We start from the raw sequence: 22,651 nt of genomic DNA, 5'->3' as shown, positions 1-22,651 counted from the left end.
AAATCCAACTAAAGTCTGCCCACTTCTCTGCGATACATTCTTGTAGTAGAAGGATGGTTGTCGATGAGCGCAACCTGTTGAATCATGCAAGGAGGCACCTATGAGCGGATATCAAACGTATCAAGGCAATCAGATTGACGGAGCAGGGCCACTGGGTCTTGTTCTGCTCACCTATGAATCACTCTTTAAATCACTCGGGCAGGCACGTTTGGCGATTCAGGCCAGTGATATGATGGCTGAAGCCAAACACACAAGCCGGGCGATGGAGGCGTTAATCGAGCTCTCCACCAGTCTGAATATGGAAGAGGGCGGGCAAGTTGCCCAGGGGCTGGCCAGTCTCTATGTCTATATGATGAACAGGCTTACCGAAGGGTTGTGCAGTGGCTCAACGGAACATGTTGATGAGGTCATTCAACTGGTTCAGAAACTTCGTGAAGGCTGGAGCGAACTCTCGGCTCAGAAGAACAGGGTTGTTCCAATTCAGAGGCAACAACAGGCCGCCTGATCAGCAGTTACTGGTTCTCCAGTAGCCACCCTTCGATCAGAGCCCGCATCTCTGCTAAGCGCTCATGGGTATCTGCTTCAAAGCGCAGCACCAGTGCCGGTTGCGTATTGGATGCACGTAGCAGTGCCCAGCCATCACTGAACTGGATGCGCATACCATCGATATCGATAATCTCGAAACCCTCTGCCCTGAAGTGGGCAACGGCCTCCTGCACCAGATCAAACTTGCGTGCATCACTGCACTCCACGCGCAGTTCAGGGGTGGCAACCGATTTCGGAATACCGGTTAACAGATCAGCAAAACTGGCTTTGCAGGCTGTGAGCATCTGCATCACACGGGCACCGGCATATGCGGCATCATCAAAACCGAAGAAGCGGTCGGCAAAGAACATATGGCCACTCATCTCACCGGCCAGCAGGGCACCGGTCTCTTTCATCTTCGCTTTGATCGGTGAGTGACCGGTACGCCACATCACCGGCTTGCCACCGGCCTTGGTAATGCCGTCATACATATGCTGCGAACATTTTACTTCGGAGATGATTGTGGCGCCCGGATACGCTTTGAGAAGGTGACGCGATAGCAGCAGTAGCAGCATATCACTCCAGACCATCTCACCATTTTCATCAACGATGCCGATACGATCACCATCACCATCAAAAGCGATGCCCAGATCTGCCTTTTCCCGGCGAACGGTCTTGGCCAGATCAGCCATGTTAGCTTCAATGGTCGGGTCAGGGTGGTGGTTGGGGAAGTTGCCATCCGGTTCACAGTAGAGTTCGATCACTTCACAACCCAGACGCCGGTAGAGCGGGGCGGCAATGGTGCCTGAAGGGCCGTTGCCCGCATCAATTACCACCTTCAGCGGGTAAGCCAGCGGACAGTCATTGACAACAAAATCGATGTAGCTGTCGATAATGCAGCTCTGAGCGTAGCTGCCGGGACTCTCTGCATCAGGGGAATCCTGCTGAATCAGCTGTTTAATCTCCTGAATCTCGTCGCCGTAGAGGCTTGATTTGCCAATCATCATCTTAAACCCGTTATAGTCACCGGGGTTATGACTTGCGGTTACCTGCACACTTCCGGCTGCATCAAGTGTATAGACGGCGTAATAGGCCAGCGGGGTAGGGACAATGCCGATATCCAGCACATCAAGGCCCGCATCAGTCAGTCCGCGCACCAGTGCACGTTGCAGCAGGGGGCCGGAGAGGCGCACATCACGGCCAACAATCACCGGGCGGGATTCACCGGCAGGCAGCATAGCCGCATAGGCTTTGCCCAGCCGGTAAGCCAACTCTTCGTTGATGTCTGTTTCTGCGATGCCGCGAATATCATATTCGCGAAACACGTGATGTGGAAAATATTTGCTCAAAAGGGTCCCCTCCCAATGTCAGTGAAGACTAATCCCTCTTCTTAAATGTTGCACTTGCGAAGTGGTTGCGCCTCTCTATGCTGCGCGGCCTATGGCTAACAATCCGTCAACCAATCAGCTTAATGATGAGCAGTATCGCGCCGTCCATCACCGTGGTGGCCCACTACTGGTGCTGGCTGGTGCCGGATCGGGAAAAACACGTGTGATTACCGAGCGCATTGCAACACTCGTTGAGCGGGATGTGCCTGAAGATGCGATCACTGCCGTGACCTTTACCAACAAGGCGGCCAAAGAGATGCGTGAGCGTCTGGCAGAGCGTCTGGGTAAAAAGGCCGAGAAGCTGCGCATCTGTACCTTCCATGCACTGGGGCTGGCGATTGTGCGTGAGCATGCCAAATTGCTCAATCGGCGTGCCAATGTCTCGGTATTTGCCGGAGCCGAGCAGAAGTCAGCCCTTAAATCGGTACTCTCGGATATGAAGCTGCCAGCCGATGCCGATCAGGTGGATCGTCTGATCTCACGTATATCATCGCTGAAAAACGGATTGATTGAGGCGCATGACAATCAGCTCTCTGCCATTCGTGAGCGTTACGATCTGCTTCTGGAGCGGATGAATGCGGTCGATTTTGATGATCTGATTGTATTGCCGATTACCCTGCTTGGTGAAAATGATGAAGTGCGCGCCCTGTGGCGTTCACGGGCCCGCCATTTTCTTGTTGATGAGTATCAGGACTCATCCCGTGTGCAGTATGAGTGGGTGCGGCTGCTGGTGCCTGAGAAGGGTAACTTGACCGTGGTGGGGGATGATGATCAGTCGATCTATGGCTGGCGCGGGGCGGAGGTGAAAAACCTCTTCCTGCTTGATCGTGACTACCCGACACTCACTGTGATTAAGCTGGAGGAGAACTATCGCTCTACCGGCTGCATTCTTGATGCATCGAACTCACTGATAGCTAAAAACACCGAGAGGCTCGGTAAATCGTTGCGCTCCAATCTGGGCAAGGGCAAACCGGTTCGCGTTTGGGAGTCCCCCAACCCTGAAGAGGAGGCGCAGCGGGTCGCTACCGATATCAAGGGTGCGCGCATGCGCGCTGATGATGGAGAGTGCGGCAGCAACTGGGATCATTTCTGTGTGTTGTATCGTGCCTCCTATCAGGCCAGAGAGATTGAGCTGGCGATGCGCCGGGAGAAGATCCCTTATCATATTACTGGTGGCCTCTCCTTTTTCGACCGTGCCGAGATTCAGGATCTGCTGGCTTACCTGCGCCTGATCGCCAACTTTGATGATGATCTCGCTTTTATGCGCGCTATTGCCCGGCCCCGCCGCGGTATTGGTGATAAAGCGCTCGGTGAGCTGGGACAGTTTGCCATGGCGCACAGCTGTTCACTGCTGGAGGCCTGCCAGCACGATGAGCTTGAGCATAAAAAGGCACATAGTCTGCATGAGTTCGGTGATCTGATTGTAGCGCTGGAGTTCCAGTTTAAACATGGTGAAGCAGATGAGGCCTTTGATGCCACGCTGGATATGACCCATCTCGAAGCAGCTATCCGGGCTGAAGCGGAGGATGAGGCGAAGGCTGAGATGCGCATGGGTAACCTCATGGAGCTGCGCCGCTGGTGGATCATGCATAGTGAGAAGGGCGGCGATCTCTCCAGCTTCCTGCAGGATATTTTCCTTATGGCCGATAAGAAGGATGATGATCCCTCCGGTCAGGTGCGACTGATGACCGTACATGGCTCCAAAGGACTGGAGTTTGATCATGTCTATGTGGTTGGTGTCGAGGATGGCATGTTCCCGCATCAGAGCGCATTGGAAGAGAATCGCATGGAGGAGGAGCGTCGCCTGATGTATGTGGCGATGACCCGAGCCCGTTACTTCCTTACGCTGAGTTACACCCGCGTGCGCAAACGTTTCGGTCAGAAGGAGAAGTGTGCACCTTCACCATTCCTCAAAGAGCCGGATCAGTCAGTCATGCGCTGGGTGGATCGCGATAAAGATAGCGAAGCGGCGCAGGAAGAGGCCGAAGATTTCATGGCCGCCATGCGCAGAAATCTGGAACGTCAGGCTGGAAAATAGTACCCTCTCTTATGAGAAGAAGCTTGCTTCAAATATCTTGATGGTACAAAAGTAGACCTGACCCGAATCGCATGTCCCCGAATCGCAATGTGCGTCACTTGCTGAATCTCGTGTGAATCCCGTTTAACCCCTTTTCCAATCTCCTGCGTTTATATCTACAGGCCAAGCCTGAAACCATTGAACGAGAGGAGATCACGATGTTAATCAAAAAGAGAGTGCTGCTCATTACAGCCACCATGTTTTCAGCCCTGCTACTGGGGGCGTGCAATACAAGTAAAACAACCGATTCCAGCTCAGAAAACAGGATCAACGTTGAGGAGAGGGAGGCGGTTGCAGGTAAGGGGCAGCCTGCCAGTGAAGTTAAGCTGGATGAAGGAGTTACAGCATCCGTTGCTGATGCCGCACAACCGCCGCACAGACGTTTGAAAGCAAAGAAGGAAACCTATGCCTCAGCCATGGCAACTAGCGGCGTACAGCGCTCTATGATCGCGTCGATGGCGGGTATGCCGGGCCATATCCGCTTTCCATCTGAACTTGTTGATCGGGAGAACTATGCCCATCTTGATCGCAATGGAGTGAAGCTGGTCAGTAGCGATCCGGTCTCCACCTTCAGTATTGATGTCGATTCAGGCTCTTATGCCAATATTCGTCGTATGTTGAATGAGGGGCGACTGCCGCCTCAGGATGCCGTACGTATCGAGGAGATGATCAATTACTTCTCCTATGACTATAAAACACCGAATAGTCGCAAGCAGCCTTTCAGTGTGACTGCTGAAGTGGCGCCTGCGCCGTGGAGCAGTGAGAAGCAGCTCTTACATATTGGTATTAAAGGTTATGAGATGGATCGCAGTCAGTTGCCTGCCTCCAACCTTGTATTCCTGGTTGATGTGTCAGGTTCCATGTTTAGCAGTAATAAACTGCCGTTGCTTAAATCAGCACTGAAGATGCTCAGTAGCCAGCTCTCATCCAGAGATCGTATCTCACTGGTGGTTTATGCCGGAGCATCCGGTGTGGTGCTTGAACCGACCGCCGGTAATCAGAGAGCGCGTATCACCTCGGCACTGGATGGTCTGCAGGCCGGTGGTTCCACCAATGGCGGGGCAGGCATCCGTCTGGCTTATGCCATGGCTGAGCAGGCCTTTATCAAGGGCGGCATCAACCGCGTGATTCTGGCGACCGATGGTGATTTCAATGTTGGCACCACCAACTTCGAATCACTGATCGATCTGGTTGAGCAGAAACGAAAATCGGGTATCTCACTCACCACCCTCGGCTTTGGTGGTGGCAACTACAACGATCATCTGATGGAGCAGCTGGCTGACAAAGGTAATGGTAACTACGCCTATATCGACACCATCAATGAGGCACGCAAGGTGCTCATCGATGAGGTGGGTTCGACACTGATGACTATCGCCAAAGATGTGAAAATCCAGATCGAGTTTAATCCCGAAGTAGTCTCTGAATACCGGCTTATCGGTTATGAAAATCGCATGCTTAAACGCGAAGATTTCAATAATGATCGCGTCGATGCCGGTGAGATCGGTGCGGGGCACAGTGTTACAGCACTCTATGAGATCACGCTTAAGGGTGACAAAGGGGTTATTGATCCTTTGCGTTATGGTTCAGCAACAAAGACTACAAAAGCTTCAACCCGTGAACTTGCTTTCCTGCGTCTGCGCTACAAACAGCCCGATGCAGATAAGAGTCAGCTGATCGAATATCCGCTGCACAGACGTATGATCAAAAAGAGTATCACTAAAGCGACCAGCAACTTCCGCTTCTCGGCAGCTGTAGCCGCCTTTGGCGAACTGCTGCGCGGTGGAGCCTATGCAGAGAAGATGGACTACGACGCTGTTGTGAAATTGGTACGCCATGCCAAAGGGCGTGATGACAGTGGTTATCGTGGTGAGTTCCTGAATCTGGTTCGTACAGCGGCTGCACTGGATGCTGCGCATGTGAAACTGACGCATCCACCGCATCACAGCAGTGGTGATGGCATCATCATCGAGTAGGCGAGAAGTTGGCAGGCCAGCTTGCTGGTCTGCCATCTCCACTTCCCCCTCAATTTGCAAACCTTCCTTCCCACAGGGGCAGGCGCTACATTCTCTGCTGATGTCCTATATCAATGAACCGGGTGATAAGGAGCTGATGCTCCGCTATAGAGATGGCAGCGCTGATGCCTTTGCCACGCTCTATGCCCGTCACAAAGCTGCGCTCTACCGTTTTATGCTGCGCTCATGTGAATCAAAGGCGGTGGCTGAAGAGCTCTATCAGGATGTCTGGGTGAATGTGATCAATGCCCGAGCCAAGTATAAAGCCACTGCCAAATTTTCCACATGGCTCTACTGCATCGCCAATAACCGGCTGGTGGATCACTACCGTAAACAGGGCAAGTGGGATGAGTATCTTGTTGATGATGATTCAGAGCATTGTGCGGTGGCAGCCTCTTTTGAACAGCCTGAACAGCAGGCTGATATCAACCAGCAGATAGAGCGGCTGATGCACTGCCTGAAACAGTTACCACCACCGCAGCGACAGGTGTTCCTTCTCAAGGAGGAGGCTGGCCTTGCCCTTGATGCTATTGCCGCCTCTATCGGAGCAGGGCGCGAGGCGGTGAAAAGTCGTATGCGTTATGCACTGGTCAAACTTAGACTATGTATGGGAGGTGAACATTGAACGATAAACATGATGACGAATTTCATGATGATCATCTCTCCAATCTCTACCGGCAGAGCCGTATTGATGAGCCGCCAATGGCGCTCGACTCGACCATCCTCGCGCAAGCGCGCAAGGCGGTAGCCAAACCTGAGAAAAAGAGGGTGTGGGATAGATTCGGCTGGAAGATGCCGCTCGCTTCTGTTGCCATCGCCATGCTTACCGTCTCCCTCATCATTCAGACGAAGCAGGAGCATCCTGAAGTGATGATGCCCGAAGTGATGATGGATACGGCGCCTGTGCAGGAGCAGGGTCATGCAACGCAAGAGGATGAGATGCCACTCCCGACTAAACAGGCGGTAGAGGAAAAAGCGCTATCTGAACCGGCAGCAAGTCATCAACCTGCATCACCGACTCCGGTAGAAGCTGCGCAGCCAGCCAAAGCCAAATCGACGCTTAAAAAGGAGGCCATGCCAGCCGCCAGAGAGCGGTTCAGGTCAGCACCTGCACAGTTTGACTCCGGGAATCAGGGGGCAGGTTTGAGCATCGAAGAAACGAACAAAACCGATGCTGTGCGAAGCCGTTCCAAAACTGATTCAGAAGATTTGGTTGATGTGCAGATCGGTGACTGGTTAAAACATATCCGTGAATTGATCCAGCAGGGTGAAATGGCTGAAGCTAAAGAGAGCCTGAAGGCATTCAGAATTGCCTGCCCGAGATGTCCACTGCCTGAAGATATCACTGCTGCTCTGGAGAAGTAGTGCAGGGGTGGCCTGATTTTTCAAAAAATCAAAACTGTATCTATTCAGGATGATTATCATTTAGGTACATGCAAATTACGTCGGTTTCGTTAAACTCCTGACTGGTTCAGAGCAGGAGGCGGGCATGGCGGAGAAGCATAAGGTGACCATCGAGGGTAATGAGGCGGCAGCCTATATTGCCCACCGTACCAATGAGGTGATCGCCATCTATCCGATCACGCCATCATCGGGCATGGGTGAGATGAGTGATGCATGGTCGAATCAGGGGCGCAAAAACCTATGGGGCGCTGTGCCTGAAGTGATCGAGATGCAGAGTGAGGCCGGTGCTGCCGGTACGGTGCACGGTTCACTACAGTCCGGTGCTCTGACCACCACCTTTACCTCATCACAAGGCCTGCTGCTGATGATCCCCAATATGTACAAAATTGCCGGTGAGCTAACCAGTGCAGTGTTTCATGTGGCGGCGCGCTCTATTGCTGCACAGGCACTCTCGATCTTCGGTGATCACTCCGATGTGATGGCTGTACGCCAGACCGGTTTTGCACTGCTCTCCTCCAACTCGGTGCAGGAGGTGATGGATTTCGCGCTGATTGCCCAGTCGGTAACCTTGAAAGCACGCATTCCTGTAATCCATTTCTTCGATGGTTTTCGAACTTCGCATGAGGTCAATGAGGCAGTTGTCCCATCCGATGAAATTTTACATGCGATGCTTCCCGATGCGCTGGTTCGGGCTCATCGCAAGCGTGCTTTAACCCCCGATGCACCGGTACTGCGCGGCAGCAGTCAGAACCCCGATCTCTATTTTCAGGGGCGTGAATCGGTTAATCCATTTTACGAGGAGATGCCGGAGATTGTGCAGGCGTGTTTTGATCAGTTTGGCGAGTTGACCGGCAGGCAGTATCACCTGTTTGAATATCACGGTGCAGCCGATGCCGAGTCGATTGTGATTCTGATGGGATCAGGCGCAGAGGCGGCGATTGAGACGGTAGAAGAGCTGGTCAACCGTGGTGATAAGGTGGGCTTGCTTAAGGTGCGCCTGTATAGACCACTCTCTGCCACACACCTGATTGAAGCGATGCCTGCCAGTGTGAAGAGGATCGCTGTGCTGGATCGCACCAAGGAGCCGGGCTCTGATGGTGAACCGCTGTATAAGGATGTTGTCACCGCACTGGCTGAACATGTTGGTTGTGGCGGTGATCGTTTTGCACTCATGCCACGCATTATCGGTGGCCGCTACGGTCTCTCCTCCAAAGAGTTTACGCCGGGCATGATCAAAGCTGTGTTCGATGAGGTTGCTAAAGAGTCTCCGAAGAACCATTTCACCATCGGTATCCATGACGATCTCAGCCATACCAGTCTGGAGTGGAGTGAGATGAGTCTGGTTGCCAATGCCAATGTTACCCGCTGCATGTTCTACGGCCTTGGCTCGGATGGTACAGTTTCAGCCAATAAAAACTCGATCAAGATCATCGGTGAAGGAACCGATCTGCATGCGCAGGGCTTTTTCGTTTACGACTCAAAAAAGGCGGGGGCGGTCACCATCTCGCATCTGCGTTTTGGCCCTGATCCGATTCGATCCACCTATCTGATCGGTGAAGATGAAGCACACTTTATCGCCTGTCATCAGCCGGTATTCCTTGAACGTTACGATATGCTGGCCCATGCCGCTGAGGGCGCAGTATTCCTGCTTAACTCGCCACACTCTCATGAGGAGGTGTGGCATGATCTGACCGAGAAGATGCAGCAGCAGATTATTGATAAAAAACTGCAGTTCTATGTCATTGATGCATACTCAGTAGCCACTGAGTCAGGTATGGGACGTCGCATCAATACCGTCATGCAGACCTGTTTCTTCGCCATCTCCGGTGTGCTGGAGAAAGATGAAGCGATTGCCAAAATCAAGGAAGCGGTTGAGAAAACCTATGGTCGTAAGGGGGCGAAGATTGTTGAGCGCAACTTTGCCGCTATTGATGCCTCTCTTGCCCATCTGCATCGGGTTGAAGTACCAGCTGGTGTAACCAGTGGTTCAGTGATGCAGCCAGCCGTTGTCGGTGATGTTCCCGATTTCGTCAAAAATATTACCGGAGAGATTATTGCCGGACGTGGCGATGCCATCCCGGTCAGTTTTATTCCCAACGATGGTACCTGGCCATTGGGTACGGCGGCTTTCGAGAAACGTAATCTGGCCCTTGAAATTCCGGTCTGGGATGAGGATATCTGTATCCACTGCGGCAAATGCCCGTTTGTCTGTCCGCATGCGGCGATTCGCTCTAAGGTGTTCAGTGAAGATGTAGTGGCTGATGCCCCGGAGAGTTTCAAACATGTGCCGGTGAAAGGGCGCGAGTTCGAGGCGGGAAGTCGTATCTCCTATCAGGTTGCCCCTGAGGATTGTACCGGTTGTGGCCTCTGTGTGGAGATCTGCCCGGTCAGGGATAAGAGCAACGCCAGCCATAAGGCGCTGAATATGGCTGAGCAACCACCGCTCAGAGCGCAGGAGCGTGAGAACTGGGATTATTTCCTCTCACTGCCTGAATACAACCGTGAAGCCATTCGCTGGAACGGCATGAAAGGGGCGATGCTGGCCCAGCCGCTGTTTGAGTTCTCAGGAGCCTGTGTCGGCTGCGGTGAGACGCCATACATCAAATTGGCCACCCAGCTCTTTGGTGATCGTATGGTAATCGCCAATGCCACCGGCTGCTCCTCGATCTATGGCGGTAATCTGCCGACCACCCCCTACAGCACCAACGCGGAGGGCAGGGGACCTGCGTGGTCCAACTCCCTGTTTGAGGATAATGCCGAGTTCGGCCTGGGTATGCGACTGGCCATTGATGCCCATCGCGATTATGCCCTGCAGATGCTCAAAGAGTCTGAACTGAAGCTCGACGGTGAACTGGTCGCAGCACTTAGTGGGGCCGACCAGTCGGATGAGCCGGGAATACACGAGCAGCGTCGTCGTGTTGAACTGCTGAAAGAGAGCCTGGCAGGTATAAACAGCGAGATGGCGCGCAATCTCGAATCGGTCGCCGATTATCTGGTCAAGAAGAGTGTCTGGACGATTGGTGGTGACGGCTGGGCTTATGATATCGGCTTTGGCGGCCTGGATCATCTCATGGCCAGTGGTCGTAATGTGAATATTCTTGTGCTCGATACCGAGGTCTACTCCAATACCGGTGGTCAGATGTCCAAGTCGACACCGATAGGGGCGGTGGCCAAGTTTGCGGCAGGTGGTAAACCGGTACCCAAAAAGGATCTTTCGATGATCGCCATGGCTTATGAACATGTCTATGTCGGTCATGTCGCGTTCGGTGCCAAGGACCTGCAGACGCTGAAAACATTTATGGAGGCGGAAGCCTATGATGGCCCGTCACTGATCATCGCCTATAGCCCCTGCATCGCCCACGGTGTCGATCTTTCGCATAACATCAGACAGCAGGAGCTAGCAGTAAACAGTGGCCATATGAATCTGCTGCGTTATGACCCTCGCCGGGTGGCGGAGGGTAAAAATCCGCTACAGCTTGATTCGAAGAAACCATCGATCCCCTACAGAGAGTTTGCCCAGACCGAAGCGCGCTTCTCGATGCTCTGGCGTACCCACCCTGAAGCAGCCGATGAGCTGATGCAGCGAGCACAGACAGGCGTGCTGGAGCGATTTCACCACTATGAACAGTTGGCCAGCCTCTCATTTGCAGACGCTGAGAGCCAAGGAGAGAAGTCATGACTGATCTATCCACCACTTACCTTGGCATGAGGTTGAAAAATCCGCTGGTGCCCTCTGCATCGCCTCTGGCACGTGATCCGGACGCTGCCAAACGTCTCGAAGATGCCGGAGCAGCAGCCATTGTCATGAACTCACTGTTTGAGGAGGAGGTGAATGCCGATGAGGAGCGGCTGGATCATCTGATGCATCATCAGGATATCGGCCATTTCGAGGCATCCAGCTATCTGCCTGCCGAGGATAGTTATAAAACCCATCTGGAATCCTATCTCGAACAGCTGGAGGGGTTAAAAGGTTCGCTTGAAATTCCGGTGATTGCCAGCCTTAACGGTACCACCCCAAGCGGCTGGACTGCCCATGCCAAACAGTTGCAACAGGCCGGAGCCGATGCGCTGGAGCTCAATGTCTATTACATGCCTGCCGATATGACCCAATGGGCCGATGCGGTGGAGAGCCGTTATGTGGATATACTCTCTGAGGTGAAGAAGCAGGTAGATATTCCGGTGATCATGAAGCTCTCTTCCCAGTTCAGTTCGGTTGGTAACTTTGTCAAAAAACTTGAGGCGGCAGGTGCGGATGGCGTCTCACTCTTCAACCGGTATTACCTGCCCGATATCGATCTTGAAACACTGGCTGTAACTCCGAGCCTGAAACTCTCAAGCTCAGTCGAATCACGCCTCTCGATGCGCTGGATCGCCATGTTATACGGTCGCGTGAATATGACACTGGCTGCGACCAGCGGCGTTCACACATCAGATGATGCCATCAAACTGTTGCTGGCCGGAGCCGATGTGACACACATGTGCTCAGCGCTGCTGCATCACGGCCCCGAATATCTAGGTGAAGTGTTGAAAGGGATTGAACAGTGGATGGAGGAGAAGGAGTACGCCTCAATCTCCCAGCTTAAGGGCAGTGTAAGCCACGCCAAAGCCACGGATCCCGCAGCCTTTGAACGCTCCAACTATATCAAGGTGCTCAACAGCTTTGATTCACCCGATGGCGTCTGGCGTTAGATTGGGACTTTTATGAAGTCGTGGTTCCTTCGTGAGCGAGATATGAGTAACTCAGGATTTAAAATTCGCTCGATGAAACGTGAGGAGATGAATCTTGCCGTAGAGTGGGCCGCTGCAGAAGGTTGGAATCCGGGTCTGGATGATGCGGAACCGTTCTATGTCGCTGATCCAGACGGGTATCTGCTTGGCCTCATGGATGAAGAACCCATCGCAATGATTTCAGCGGTAAAATATGGCAATACCTTCGGCTTCATGGGTTTCTATATCGTTAAACCTGAATGGCGTGGGCACGGTTATGGTCAGAAAATATGGAATGCTGCAGTTGCCAGCCTTGAGGGCAGAAATGTCGGGCTCGATGGTGTGGTTGATCAGCAGGATAACTATAGAAAGTCAGGTTTTAGTCTGGCGCACCGAAATATTCGTTACCAGTTGGATACTCCTGTAGCGGAGCCTTCGATTGATGATGTCACGCTGGTTCCATTGGATATGGTTGCCACCGATCTTCTAGCACGTTACGACCGGGCTTTTTTCGCGGAGGATCGCTGCAGTTTTTTACGCGGTTGGATCGCACAACCTCACAGTGCTGGAGTTGCACTGATGTGCGGTGATGATCTTGCTGGTTACGGTGTTATTCGACAGTGTCATAATGGTTACAAAATTGGCCCCCTGTTTGCAGACTCAAAAGTATTTGCTGAAGCTCTGTTCAGGGCATTGTGCAACAAAGTCACGGGGCCGATTTTCCTGGATGTACCCGAGTGCAATTCGCAAGCAGTTGCACTGGTAGAGGAGTATGGCATGCAGCGGGTCTTTGAAACGGCGCGCATGTACACGAAGAAAGCACCGGACATCTCTTTAGAACGCACCTACGGCATTACCAGCTTTGAACTCGGATAAAGTGGGGTTGTCGGCTTTTAACTATATGTTCTTGAATGCGATGTCTCTTGAAAGCTATTATTATTCGAATGGTTATAGATAAAGTCTAATAAAGTGGATTAAAGTGATCTGTTTACTGAAGAGAAATAGGGGCGCTATCTTTTAGCGTTTTAAATGTGCCGTAGTTGGCGTTTATTGTGGGCGGATAGAACCTGTTTGGATTCGGGGGCGACCTGGCGGTAGGGCTTGAGAAAGTTGGGCATATTGCGGCCTTCAATCTTCATCAGGTCACCAATCAACAGTGTGGCCAGCGGTTCGGCATCGTGAGCTTTTACCTCGGTGAGATAACGGAAGAGCAGCAGGGCAAGGCGGTCGAGGGAAATTTTCCAGGTGGAGGCGGTTTCACCATAAACCCAGACGGAGAAGGCGTAGAAACCTTCGAATACTCTGCCTTCAGGCCATAACAGCGGGATGGAGTGTTTAAAGTTGCCGCTGTTATAAAAGAGGTCCCAGAAACGGGCGAAGCGTTTCATGCGCTGGATATCATCAAAACCAAGCTCGTTGTTCTTGAGAATATCGTAGGGCGGGCGGTCGCTGTAGACCATGCCGAACGCTTTATCGTGGCGATTAAGGGTAGTGCCTGATAATTTTTTGAGGATACCGATCTGAATCTCGGATTGGGTCATAGCGCAGAGCCTGTCCAGATTACTGCCGAAGCTTTCAAGGGGTTCGCCGGGCAAGCCCACAATCAGATCAAGGTGCATATGAGCGCTGGTCTCTGTTTCAAGAAAGCGAATGTTTTCCTCGATCTTCTCCAGTTTCAGGTTGCGTTTGATGTTGCGGGCCACCTCAAGATTGAGCGTCTGGATACCGATCTCCAGCTGTAGTGAGGCGGGAGGAAAACGGCCTATGCGCTCGCGCACGCTGACAGGGAAATGGTCGGGGATCACCTCGAAATGGACGAAGTATGGGGGCTGTTTGGCAAGAAAGAAGTCGAGCAGGCGGTTGGCAACTGACACATTGAGGTTGAAGGTTCTATCGATGAATTTAAAGCTGCGTACGCCGCGTTGCCAGAGCAGTTCGAACTCATCCAATAGCTTGTCGAGAAAGATCGGGCGTACCTTTTTATCAATTGAAGAGAGACAGAACTCACAGAGGAAGGGGCAGCCGCGTGATGCCTCAACATAGATATAGCGATTAGCCACATCCTCATCACTGTAGTAGCGGTAGGGCAGTTCAATCGCATCAAGGTTTACCGGGGCTGCTTTGATGATGCGCACGTCTACTGTCTTTTCATTTAAAATGGCGTTGCAGAGCTCACCAAAAGCGATATCACCTTCGCCCTGTATAATATAATCAGCCGCATCAAAATTGACGCGAAACGGGCTGTAACTCACCTCAGGGCCACCAAGCACCACGATGGTTTGTGGTGATACCTTTTTGATTGTCTCCAGCAGTTCACGGCATTGGTCTGCGTTCCAGATGTAGACGCCGATGCCGATGATGGCGGGGTTATCTTTGAGCAGCTTTTCAGCTACATCCTGAATATTGTCGTTAATAACAAACTCTTGGATGACCGCGCGGGCCTGCAGATCACCAAGATTGGCGAAGAGATAACGCAGCCCGATGGCGCTATGGGTATAGCGGGCATTGAGTGTGGTCAGGATGATATCAGGCACTGACGAAGGCTAACCTGTTCCGACATAACTGACAGCTGATGATCTGTCATTTACCACGAAGACCACGAAGTTCACGAAGCAGACGAGGGGGTACGCTTTTTTCTGTTCTTTGTGATCTTCGTGTGCTTCGTGGTGAACGTGCCTATTCGCGCCAGCTTTCGAGGATCTCAAGACAGGTTTTGTTCATCTCAACAGCCCGCTCTTCAGAGTCCGCCTCATTGTAACAGCGCAGCTCAGGTGCATTGCCGGAGGGTCGCAAATGAGCTACTTCTCCACTTCTGAAGGTGATGCGCACGCCATCGGTGTTATCGATAGCGGTTACATCACCGAACAGGTCGCCAAGGATCGCTTCTGCCTCATGCCTGTTGCTGTCTATATTCTCTCCGGTTAGTGGCTTGAGTCGTTGCTGGCTGAGTTCGGTCGGGAAGTTCTTCAGACGATCACTGCTGGTGAAACGCTGTGGCAGCTGTTTAAGAAGCTCTGAAATAGAGCTGCCATTGAACGATTTTGCCAGCATCAGAATGGCAAGCGGTACAATGACCGCATCACGGGTAGGCAGGGCAGTCAGGCTTCTGCCATCAAGGCTAATATCAGTGGCGGTCAGGAAGCCACCATTGGCCTCATAACCAACTACATTTTCACTACCGTTGGCAACAAGTGCGTCCATCGCAGCAATCACAAAGGGGGAGCCGATACGGGTGCGTTCGATCTGCTCGAACCAGCCGCTTTTCTCGACGGCACTGTTACACGATACAGGCGTTGCCACAGATCGGGCACCGAGATAGTGGGCACAGAGAATGCCTGCCACATCACCGCGCAACCACTCACCGTTCTCATCAGAAACCAGGGGCCGGTCGCCGTCACCATCGGCGGAGACAATAGAGTCCAGCTTAAAATCCTGTGACCACTCAAGTGCCAGCGCCACATCTTCAGGGCGTATCGCTTCGGTATCGACAGGGATGAATTTTTTGGATCGGTTCAGGCGCACGACCTCAGCCCCCAACCCCTCAATGACTTCAGCGAGGATATCGCGGGCAACGCTGGAGTGTTCATAAACGCCGATTTTATATCCATTAAGACAATCGGCCGGGAAAAAGTTGAGGTAGCGCTGCACAAATTCGCTGTAGGCATCCGGTTGTTCGGCAGGCAGGGAGGCGATAAGTGCACTGCCAAGCGAGTCGAAAAGACCCTCGCCGATCTCTATACTGCGGCTGCACATAAGCTGCTCGTCAGCTTTAAGAATCTCACCGGCAGGTTTATAGAACTTGATGCCGTTACGATCATCCGGGATATGGCTGCCGGTGACCATAATACTGGCCTGGTTTCGCTTCATCGCATAACAGGCAACAGCAGGGGTAGGTATGAAACCACAGTTGGTCGGCTCGCAACCAACAGCAACGACAGCCTTGGCAACAGCCGCCATGATGCGCGGAGAGCTTGGCCGATAATCACCTGCAATGGCTACCGCATCACCCGTTGTAATCTGCTTACTTTCAAGAAGGTACTGCAGGAAAGCCATTGTGTAGGCGTAACAGACCATGTCGGTCATATCATCAGCCAGGCCACGGGCGCCGCTGGTGCCGAACTTAACACCACTGCTCTCCATCAATGCTGATATTTGGATGGTCTCTTTACCCGTGTCACTCATAGCTGCTCGCTCCTGATATCCCCGAAAATAGGTTTGCGAGTATAGGCGTTCAGTTTCTTTTTTTACAGTAGGGTTATTTATGTAGCGCGATAAAAATGCGTTCGGCAAGTCCGTCAGAGATGCCAGGTGCCTGAGCAAGCTGCGCCCGTCCTGCTTTTTTCACCCCTTCGATACCCCCGAAATGTTTGAGCAGTGCGGCGCGTTTGGCAGGCCCGATGCCGGGGATGGTATCAAGCGCCGAGCTGAACATGCTCTGTTTTTTACGTTTGCGCATATATGCACCGGCAAAGCGGTGAGCTTCATCGCGAACGCGGGCAATCAGCATCAAGGCGGGGGAGTGACGGCCCGGTTTCAAGGGAGAGCCGATACCAGCTTCTCCACTCTCTAACCAACCCGGCCAGAGTGTCTCTTCGCCGATCTTGCGATAATCGCCTTTGGCGACAGCAAGCAGCTTCAGATCGTGAAGACCGGCATCGGCAGCGCAGGCAATGGCGATACCCAGCTGGCCGCGACCACCATCAATGAGCATCAGATCGGGGCAGGTGATCGACTCATCACTGATGGCGCGGAAGAAGCGGGTTAAAACCGCCTGCATCGCTCCATAATCATCACCTTCTTTGACATCAACGGCAGCTGAGATGCCATCGAGTTTATAGCGGCGATAGAGATCCTTTTCAGCCCCCTGCCAACCGGCATAGGTGATGGCGGCAACTGTCTGTTTGCCGCCGAGATGGGCGTTGTCCACAGCGGCAATGCGTTCAGGGACAATATCGAGTGATAGCAGTTCAGTCAGCGCCTGAAATGCCGGTTGCTGATCTTCACTGCGCCGGCTTGTCAGCATTTGACGACCTGAGTGCAGAACCTGCTCCAGCCACTGTCTGCGTCCACCGCGTTGGGGATGGTTGACCACAGATCTGCATTTTGGATGCAGGAGTCGAACCAGACGTTGCAGCTCGCTGCATTCAGCCTCCGAGCAACTGACTAGGATCTCATGCGGTGGAAGATCATCCCGGTAGCGCTCGATCAGCAGCGTTTGCAGAATTTCGCTATCCTCAGCATCCACGGCCTGAGCAATGCGCAGGGTATGGGTGCCCAGATCGTGGCCGGAGCGGCGTACACCGATGCTGGCCAAAACGCCGGAAGTATGGCGGATCAGGGTGATGACATCGGCACTCTCCGGTAGCGAACTCTGCTCTGAGCCGGCCAAAATGGAGCGCAGGGCCCGGATGCGATCACGCAGTAGCGCGGCCTGCTCAAAGTCCATGGCATCAGAGGCGTGCTGCATCTCCGACTCCCACGATTTCAGCAACGCCTCATCCTCACCTTTGAGAAAACGGCGCACCTCATTGACCTGTTCACCATATTCAGACTGGCTGACCAGATCACAGCAGGGGGCAGAACAGCGACCGATCTGGTGCTGCATACAGGGGCGAGAGCGGTTGTTAAATACACCATTTTCACAATCGCGAATGCGGAAGATCGACTGCATCACATGCAGGGTGGCGTGTACGGCGCCGGCATGTGGGAACGGGCCGAAATATTCTCCAGCCAATGTTCGTTTGCCGCGATAGAGGTGCAGCTTGGGATAATTCTCATCACTGAGCAGAATATAGGGATAGGATTTTGAATCCTTCATCAGCACGTTGTAACGCGGTTTAAGCTGTTTGATCAGATTGTGTTCAAGTATCAGTGCTTCAGCTTCAGAGGTCGTGACGGTGAAATTAAGATCACGAATCTGCTGCACCATCGCCTGGGTGCGCGGTGAATCGGCTCTTTTCTGGAAGTAGCTGGAGAGCCGCTTTCTCAGGTTTCGCGCTTTACCGACATAGAGCACTTTGCGCTCACCATCGAGCATACGGTAAACACCGGGTTCACGCGGCAGCGATGAGAGGGGGACAGGGGATTCAAACCACATGCTCAGAGCCTAGCTTCTGCTGCCAGCTCCGCCACACCTTTGCTGGCAAGCTGCATTCAGCTATTGGGACTGTTCTGCATTGATGTTGAGCCTGAGCTTGCACAGCAGGCGTGTAACGGACAGTTGTCGCAGACAGGTTGGCTGCGGCAGTGGCGTTTGGCATGTTCAACAATCAGGGCGTGGTACTCCTGAAACAGTGAGAGTTGAGGTTCAAGCTGCTGATGGAAATAGTTCTGAATGCCATCGTAATCGATCTTCTCGGGTAGCAGGCCCAGACGCGTAAAGATGCGCCGGGTGTAGGCATCCACGACAAAAATCGGTTTTTCCAGCCCGTAGAGCAGCATCGAATCAGCAGTCTCAGGGCCGATGCCGGAGAGGGCGAGAAGTTGTGCCCGCATTTCAGCCATCGGCTGTTTTTTCAGGCCGGAAATCTCTCCGTGTGCAATATAAAAGCGTGAAAACAGCTGCAGTCGGCAAGCCTTCTGGTTGAAAAAACCGGATGGTCTGATCACCTCAGCCAGTTGTTCGTGGTCAGCGCATGCAATCGATGCTGCATCAAGCATGTTTGCCGCTTTCAGGTTGCCAATAGCCTGCTCAACATTTTTCCAGTTGGTGTTCTGGGTGAGCACGGCACCGACCATCATCTCAAAAGGGCTCTCTGCCGGCCACCATAGCTGGTAGCCGTAGGCCGTTAACAGTGTTTCAAATATCTGCAGTGGAGTATGATCGTTCAAAGGTCCATGTTGGTGCGATCAAGTAGTTTTCTGACCTCTGCACGATTGAGTGTTCTGTAGCTGCCGCGCGGCATACCCTCTTCCAGACGAATGGGGCCGAAACGGGTGCGGATCAATCGACGAACGGCATGACCAACGGTTTCAAGAGTGCGGCGAACTTCCCGATAGCGACCTCGAGTGATCACCACAGTTAACCATGTATGGCCTTTGGTTTCAGAGCTTACGGTGACTTCCCAGCTGTCACTCTTATCGCCATCACCGATATCAAAACCACCGCGGCGCAGCTTCTCCAGTGTCTCCATGGAGACCTGACCACCGACACGGACGCGATATTCACGCGGCAGTTTGGCAGCAGGGTGGGTCAGTGCACGGGTAAGTGCGCCATCATCAGTGAGTAGCAGCAACCCTTCACTGTCCATATCGAGCCTGCCGACCGACTGCACATTAGGGGCAACATCAAGGGTGTCGTAGATCAGGGCGCGCCCCTTGTCATCACGGCGTGTGCAGAGCTGGCCCATCGGTTTGTTGTAGAGGATATAGGTAAAGCTTTCCTGCACTGCAACCGGTTTACCATCCACACAGACGATATCCCGTGGCTGGATCAACAGGCCCGGTTCTTTGCTAAGCTCATTATTGACGGTGACACGGCCAGCCTCGACCCAGCGGTCAGCCTCACGCCTTGAGCAGAGACCGCATCGGGCCAGATATTTATTGATGCGTTCACCGGAGTTTGGATTAGCGGCTACCGGATCCAGATTCTTGGCTGGCTTGGTTTTGTTCTGATATTTGCCTTGAGGCCGCGCTTTGCCTCGCGCTTCAGATGGCCTGCCTTTGCCACGCACTTCTGTCGGCTTAGCTCTGCCCTTACTTCCTGGCTCAGCTGGTTTGGAGGCTCTGGTGTTTCGCTTGGCTTCAGGCTGCCTGGTTGGTTTCTTGGTCTGCTGTGTCTTCTTCGTTGGCTTCATGATTGGGGCCTGATGACAGCGATTCCGGTCAAACCGACATGGACATTGTTGATGCCATGCAAGGCATTTTGAGCGCAGTGTGCTGAAGGCACATTAGCGAGAAATAACGTGGCAGGGCGCAACAATAGCCTGTCCCGCAGGGTTGCGTCGCAAATGAAGCCATTCTGCGTTGCTCGTCGTTTATTTGGATGTACCAAACTACTCTCCTTGCGCCTTAACTGGCTTCATTTTCGACTGCAACGGTTTGATCGGAATCACTGTTATCAGGCCCTGGTTGTTCAATATTTTTCATCACCATCTGCTGGATCTCATCTTCATCCATCAACTGCGCCGATTCCGGCAAATCCTTTAGTGATTCCAGTCCAAAGTCGATGAGGAACTGTTTTCCGGTGCCATAGAGGTGAGGGCGCCCCGGTACATCTTTACGTCCAATCACCTTGATCCAGCCGCGCTCCTGCAGGGTGGCAACCATCTGGCTGGATACTTTTACACCCCTTAACGCTTCAATCTCCGCACGCGTAGTGGGTTGGCGGTAGGCGATAATAGCCAGTGTTTCAAGGGCTGATCGGGAGAGACGCTGCGGTCTTATCTCCCACATACTATGGATCAGTTCGGCATGTTCGGGAGCGGTGCGGAACTGCCAGCCACCGGCTGCTTTTTGCAGTCGGATACCGCGACTCTGGTAATGAGCTTCAAGTTCAGTGATCGCTTCGCGGATGTCAGAGGATTGAATCTCATCGCCAAGCAGGCTGCGTAATTTCTGCAGGCTAAGCGGTTCATCGCTTGCCAGAATCATCGCCTCAATCTGAGAGGTCAGCTGCTGTAGTGTGTCACTGTTCATTGCATGCTCTCCTTGGGAATCAGGGTAATAGATCCGTAGTTCTCACTCTGGATCACAGTAATGGTCTGCTGACGCCATAGCTCAAGGATCGCAAGCACAGTGGTGACCAGCGCTTCACGGCCGGGTTCGCCAGCTAGCAACTCATCCAGCTGCATGCCGCCTGCGCGCAGTCGCTCAAGGACGGTGGTCATACGTTCACGCACACTCATCGTCTCTGAGAAGATCTGATGGCGCACCTCACCGCCTACACGTTTAAGCACTGCTCTGAAGGCGAGTAGCAGGGCGTCCAAATCACCATCGGGAAGCGGGCGCTCTACCTCATCAGCTTCAGGGAAGATGGAGCGGACGAACACATCTCGCCCCAGACGCGGCCGCTCATTGAGCTCCTCAGCCAGCATACGGTACTGCTCATAAGCGATCAGCTGCGCAGCAAGTTCGGCACGCGGATCAATGGCGTTACCCTCTTCATCGATTTCAGGGCGTGGTAAGAGCATACGAGATTTGAGCTGCATCAGCGTACTGGCCATCACCAGGTAATCACCGGCAACCTCCAGATCAGGCTCCTCCTGAGCCTCGAGAATATCGAGGTATTGCCGGGTGATCATAGCCAGTGGTATATCGAAAACATCGAGTTCCTGACTGCGAATCAGGTGAAGCAGCACATCCAGCGGCCCTTCAAACTGATCAAGTTGAACCGGAGGCAGTGCAGACTGCTTCTCTTCCTCCTGGATCAGAGGCGTCTGCACCCCTTGAATCATACGCGATAACCCATCTTCAATGTTTTACGTACCTTCTCCATGGTGCGGGAGGCCTCATGGCGAGCCCGCTCATTGCCAGCACGTACGATATCTTTGAGGTCATCGGGGCGGGAGGCAATCTCGATACGGCGATCGCGGATCGGCTGCAACTCCTCCTCAAGGTGTTTAAGCATGCACATCTTGCAGTCGATGCAGCCGATGCCTGCAGTGGTGCAACCATCTTTGACCCATTCGCGCTCCTCTTCACTGGAGTAGACCTTATGGAAATCCCAGACAGGACAGTTCTCAGGATTACCCGGATCATCGCGGCGCACCCGGGCCGGATCAGTCGGCATGGTTTTGATCTTCTTCTCGGTCACCTTCCAGGTTTCACCCAGCTCAATGGTGTTGTTATACGACTTGCTCATCTTGCGTCCATCAAGGCCGGGCAGTTTGGCAGCTGGCATGAGCATTGAAGCAGGTTCAGGGAATAGGGGAGGGATACCCTGGCGGTAGAGGTGGTTAAAGCGGCGAGCCACCTCACGCGTAAGCTCCACGTGCGGCACCTGATCCTCTCCGACCGGCACACCATCAGCGCGGTAGATCAGGATATCAGCAGCCTGCAGCAGCGGGTAACCGAGGAAACCGTAGGTGCCGAGATCCTTTTCTCTGAGCTGTTCAATCTGATCCTTGTAGGTAGGGACGCGCTCCAGCCATGAGAGCGGCGTCATGAACGAGAAGAGCAGATGCAGCTCTGCATGTTCAGGCACCTCTGACTGAATGAATACAACCGCTTTTTCCGGATCGACACCGACTGCCAACCAGTCGATCAGCATATCCCAGATGGTATCTTTAACGATGGATGGATTGGCATAATCGGTGGTCAGTGCATGCCAGTCGGCAGCAAAGAAGAAACACTGATGCTGCTCCTGCAGTGTCAGCCAGTTCTCCAGTACACCTTTATAATGCCCCAGATGCAGTTTTCCTGTCGGGCGCATGCCGGAAAGAATACGTTTAGGTTTGTTCTGTGGATTGTCAGAAGTGCTCAATCTTATCCCCTCGTGAACGTTGAAGTCTTGATCCATTGATTCCGCAATGTCTCAACCATCTCTGCGAACGATAGCAAAGCAGCAGTCCCATTGTAACAATGGGTGTTGCATCGTC

At 53.0% G+C, this 22,651-nt stretch carries 17 protein-coding genes; 8 read left to right on the top strand and 9 right to left on the bottom strand.

The genetic code is table 11. The annotated features are described in order from the left end of the window. The first annotated feature begins 100 nt into the window (after positions 1-100). On the top strand, positions 101-505 hold the full coding sequence (gene fliS / locus F3F96_RS05480; protein ID WP_176962250.1) for a flagellar export chaperone FliS: 405 nt from the start codon (positions 101-103) through the stop codon (positions 503-505). A 7-nt stretch (positions 506-512) separates the two neighbouring features. On the opposite strand, the gene F3F96_RS05475 is transcribed toward fliS, so the two are convergent. After that, entirely contained in the window at positions 513-1,874 is a 1,362-nt protein-coding gene (locus tag F3F96_RS05475) for a phosphomannomutase/phosphoglucomutase (protein ID WP_176962249.1), read from the bottom strand. Between the two features lie 91 nt (positions 1,875-1,965). Here F3F96_RS05475 and F3F96_RS05470 point away from each other — a divergent pair, with 91 nt between their 5' ends. The 7 genes from F3F96_RS05470 to F3F96_RS05440 all read left to right on the top strand — a co-directional run bounded on the left by F3F96_RS05470 (position 1,966) and on the right by F3F96_RS05440 (position 12,989). Next, positions 1,966-3,951, top strand: coding sequence for an ATP-dependent helicase (locus F3F96_RS05470; RefSeq protein ID WP_176962248.1), 1,986 nt, complete (start codon positions 1,966-1,968; stop codon positions 3,949-3,951). Positions 3,952-4,148: 197 nt separating this feature from the next. Then, positions 4,149-5,963, top strand: a complete 1,815-nt coding sequence (locus F3F96_RS05465) for a VWA domain-containing protein (RefSeq protein ID WP_176962247.1) — start codon at positions 4,149-4,151, stop codon at positions 5,961-5,963. Positions 5,964-6,063: 100 nt separating this feature from the next. Then, a complete protein-coding gene (locus F3F96_RS05460; protein WP_176962246.1) occupies positions 6,064-6,627 on the top strand; it encodes an RNA polymerase sigma factor in 564 nt (187 codons plus the stop codon). After that, a complete protein-coding gene (locus F3F96_RS05455) occupies positions 6,624-7,367 on the top strand; it encodes a hypothetical protein (RefSeq protein ID WP_176962245.1) in 744 nt (247 codons plus the stop codon). Before F3F96_RS05460 ends, F3F96_RS05455 begins: the two co-directional genes overlap by 4 nt. Before the next feature lie 124 nt (positions 7,368-7,491). Then, positions 7,492-11,085 carry a pyruvate:ferredoxin (flavodoxin) oxidoreductase gene (nifJ, locus tag F3F96_RS05450; RefSeq protein WP_176962244.1) on the top strand — a complete coding sequence of 1,198 codons (3,594 nt, stop codon included), beginning with the start codon at positions 7,492-7,494 and terminating at the stop codon, positions 11,083-11,085. After that, complete coding sequence (locus F3F96_RS05445; RefSeq protein ID WP_176962243.1) at positions 11,082-12,095, top strand: dihydroorotate dehydrogenase-like protein; 1,014 nt, start codon at positions 11,082-11,084, stop codon at positions 12,093-12,095. Before nifJ ends, F3F96_RS05445 begins: the two co-directional genes overlap by 4 nt. A 42-nt stretch (positions 12,096-12,137) precedes the next feature. Beyond that, positions 12,138-12,989 (top strand): GNAT family N-acetyltransferase, encoded by an 852-nt coding sequence (locus F3F96_RS05440; protein WP_241697678.1) that lies wholly within the window; start codon positions 12,138-12,140, stop codon positions 12,987-12,989. A 149-nt stretch (positions 12,990-13,138) separates the two neighbouring features. Here the strand turns inward: F3F96_RS05440 and F3F96_RS05435 are convergent, their stop codons facing one another. The 8 genes from F3F96_RS05435 to trpS form a co-directional block, all read right to left on the bottom strand. Next, positions 13,139-14,647, bottom strand: coding sequence for a DUF4080 domain-containing protein (locus F3F96_RS05435; RefSeq protein ID WP_176962242.1), 1,509 nt, complete (start codon positions 14,645-14,647; stop codon positions 13,139-13,141). 142 nt (positions 14,648-14,789) lie between these two features. Beyond that, entirely contained in the window at positions 14,790-16,295 is a 1,506-nt protein-coding gene (locus tag F3F96_RS05430) for a phosphomannomutase (protein WP_176962241.1), read from the bottom strand. Between the two features lie 73 nt (positions 16,296-16,368). After that, positions 16,369-18,210 carry an excinuclease ABC subunit UvrC gene (gene uvrC, locus F3F96_RS05425; protein ID WP_176962240.1) on the bottom strand — a complete coding sequence of 614 codons (1,842 nt, stop codon included), beginning with the start codon at positions 18,208-18,210 and terminating at the stop codon, positions 16,369-16,371. Between the two features lie 56 nt (positions 18,211-18,266). Further along, positions 18,267-18,944, bottom strand: coding sequence for an endonuclease III domain-containing protein (locus F3F96_RS05420; RefSeq protein ID WP_206675278.1), 678 nt, complete (start codon positions 18,942-18,944; stop codon positions 18,267-18,269). Continuing rightward, on the bottom strand, positions 18,941-19,909 hold the full coding sequence (locus tag F3F96_RS05415) for a pseudouridine synthase (protein ID WP_176962239.1): 969 nt from the start codon (positions 19,907-19,909) through the stop codon (positions 18,941-18,943). Before F3F96_RS05415 ends, F3F96_RS05420 begins: the two co-directional genes overlap by 4 nt. Before the next feature lie 214 nt (positions 19,910-20,123). After that, positions 20,124-20,750, bottom strand: coding sequence for an SMC-Scp complex subunit ScpB (gene scpB, locus F3F96_RS05410; RefSeq protein WP_176962238.1), 627 nt, complete (start codon positions 20,748-20,750; stop codon positions 20,124-20,126). Continuing rightward, positions 20,747-21,496, bottom strand: a complete 750-nt coding sequence (locus tag F3F96_RS05405) for a ScpA family protein (RefSeq protein ID WP_370465507.1) — start codon at positions 21,494-21,496, stop codon at positions 20,747-20,749. Before F3F96_RS05405 ends, scpB begins: the two co-directional genes overlap by 4 nt. Positions 21,497-21,504: 8 nt before the next feature. Continuing rightward, on the bottom strand, positions 21,505-22,536 hold the full coding sequence (gene trpS / locus F3F96_RS05400; protein ID WP_176962236.1) for a tryptophan--tRNA ligase: 1,032 nt from the start codon (positions 22,534-22,536) through the stop codon (positions 21,505-21,507). Positions 22,537-22,651 lie beyond the last annotated feature (115 nt).

Source organism: Mariprofundus sp. NF (assembly GCF_013387455.1).
GTDB lineage: Bacteria > Pseudomonadota > Zetaproteobacteria > Mariprofundales > Mariprofundaceae > Mariprofundus.
Note: the sequence above shows the minus strand (reverse complement) of the source record. Positions and strands in the feature narration are given on the sequence as shown.

What these genes read in the sequence shown, in the direction of transcription:
- fliS (WP_176962250.1), top strand. Translation starts at nt 101, where the DNA reads ATGAGCGGATATCAAACGTATCAAGGCAATCAGATTGACGGAGCAGGG.
- F3F96_RS05470 (WP_176962248.1), top strand. Translation starts at nt 1,966, where the DNA reads ATGGCTAACAATCCGTCAACCAATCAGCTTAATGATGAGCAGTATCGC.
- F3F96_RS05465 (WP_176962247.1), top strand. Translation starts at nt 4,149, where the DNA reads ATGTTAATCAAAAAGAGAGTGCTGCTCATTACAGCCACCATGTTTTCA.
- F3F96_RS05460 (WP_176962246.1), top strand. Translation starts at nt 6,064, where the DNA reads ATGTCCTATATCAATGAACCGGGTGATAAGGAGCTGATGCTCCGCTAT.
- nifJ (WP_176962244.1), top strand. Translation starts at nt 7,492, where the DNA reads ATGGCGGAGAAGCATAAGGTGACCATCGAGGGTAATGAGGCGGCAGCC.
- F3F96_RS05445 (WP_176962243.1), top strand. Translation starts at nt 11,082, where the DNA reads ATGACTGATCTATCCACCACTTACCTTGGCATGAGGTTGAAAAATCCG.
- F3F96_RS05440 (WP_241697678.1), top strand. Translation starts at nt 12,138, where the DNA reads ATGAGTAACTCAGGATTTAAAATTCGCTCGATGAAACGTGAGGAGATG.
- F3F96_RS05430 (WP_176962241.1), bottom strand. Translation starts at nt 16,295, where the DNA reads ATGAGTGACACGGGTAAAGAGACCATCCAAATATCAGCATTGATGGAG.
- uvrC (WP_176962240.1), bottom strand. Translation starts at nt 18,210, where the DNA reads ATGTGGTTTGAATCCCCTGTCCCCCTCTCATCGCTGCCGCGTGAACCC.
- F3F96_RS05415 (WP_176962239.1), bottom strand. Translation starts at nt 19,909, where the DNA reads ATGAAGCCAACGAAGAAGACACAGCAGACCAAGAAACCAACCAGGCAG.
- scpB (WP_176962238.1), bottom strand. Translation starts at nt 20,750, where the DNA reads ATGAACAGTGACACACTACAGCAGCTGACCTCTCAGATTGAGGCGATG.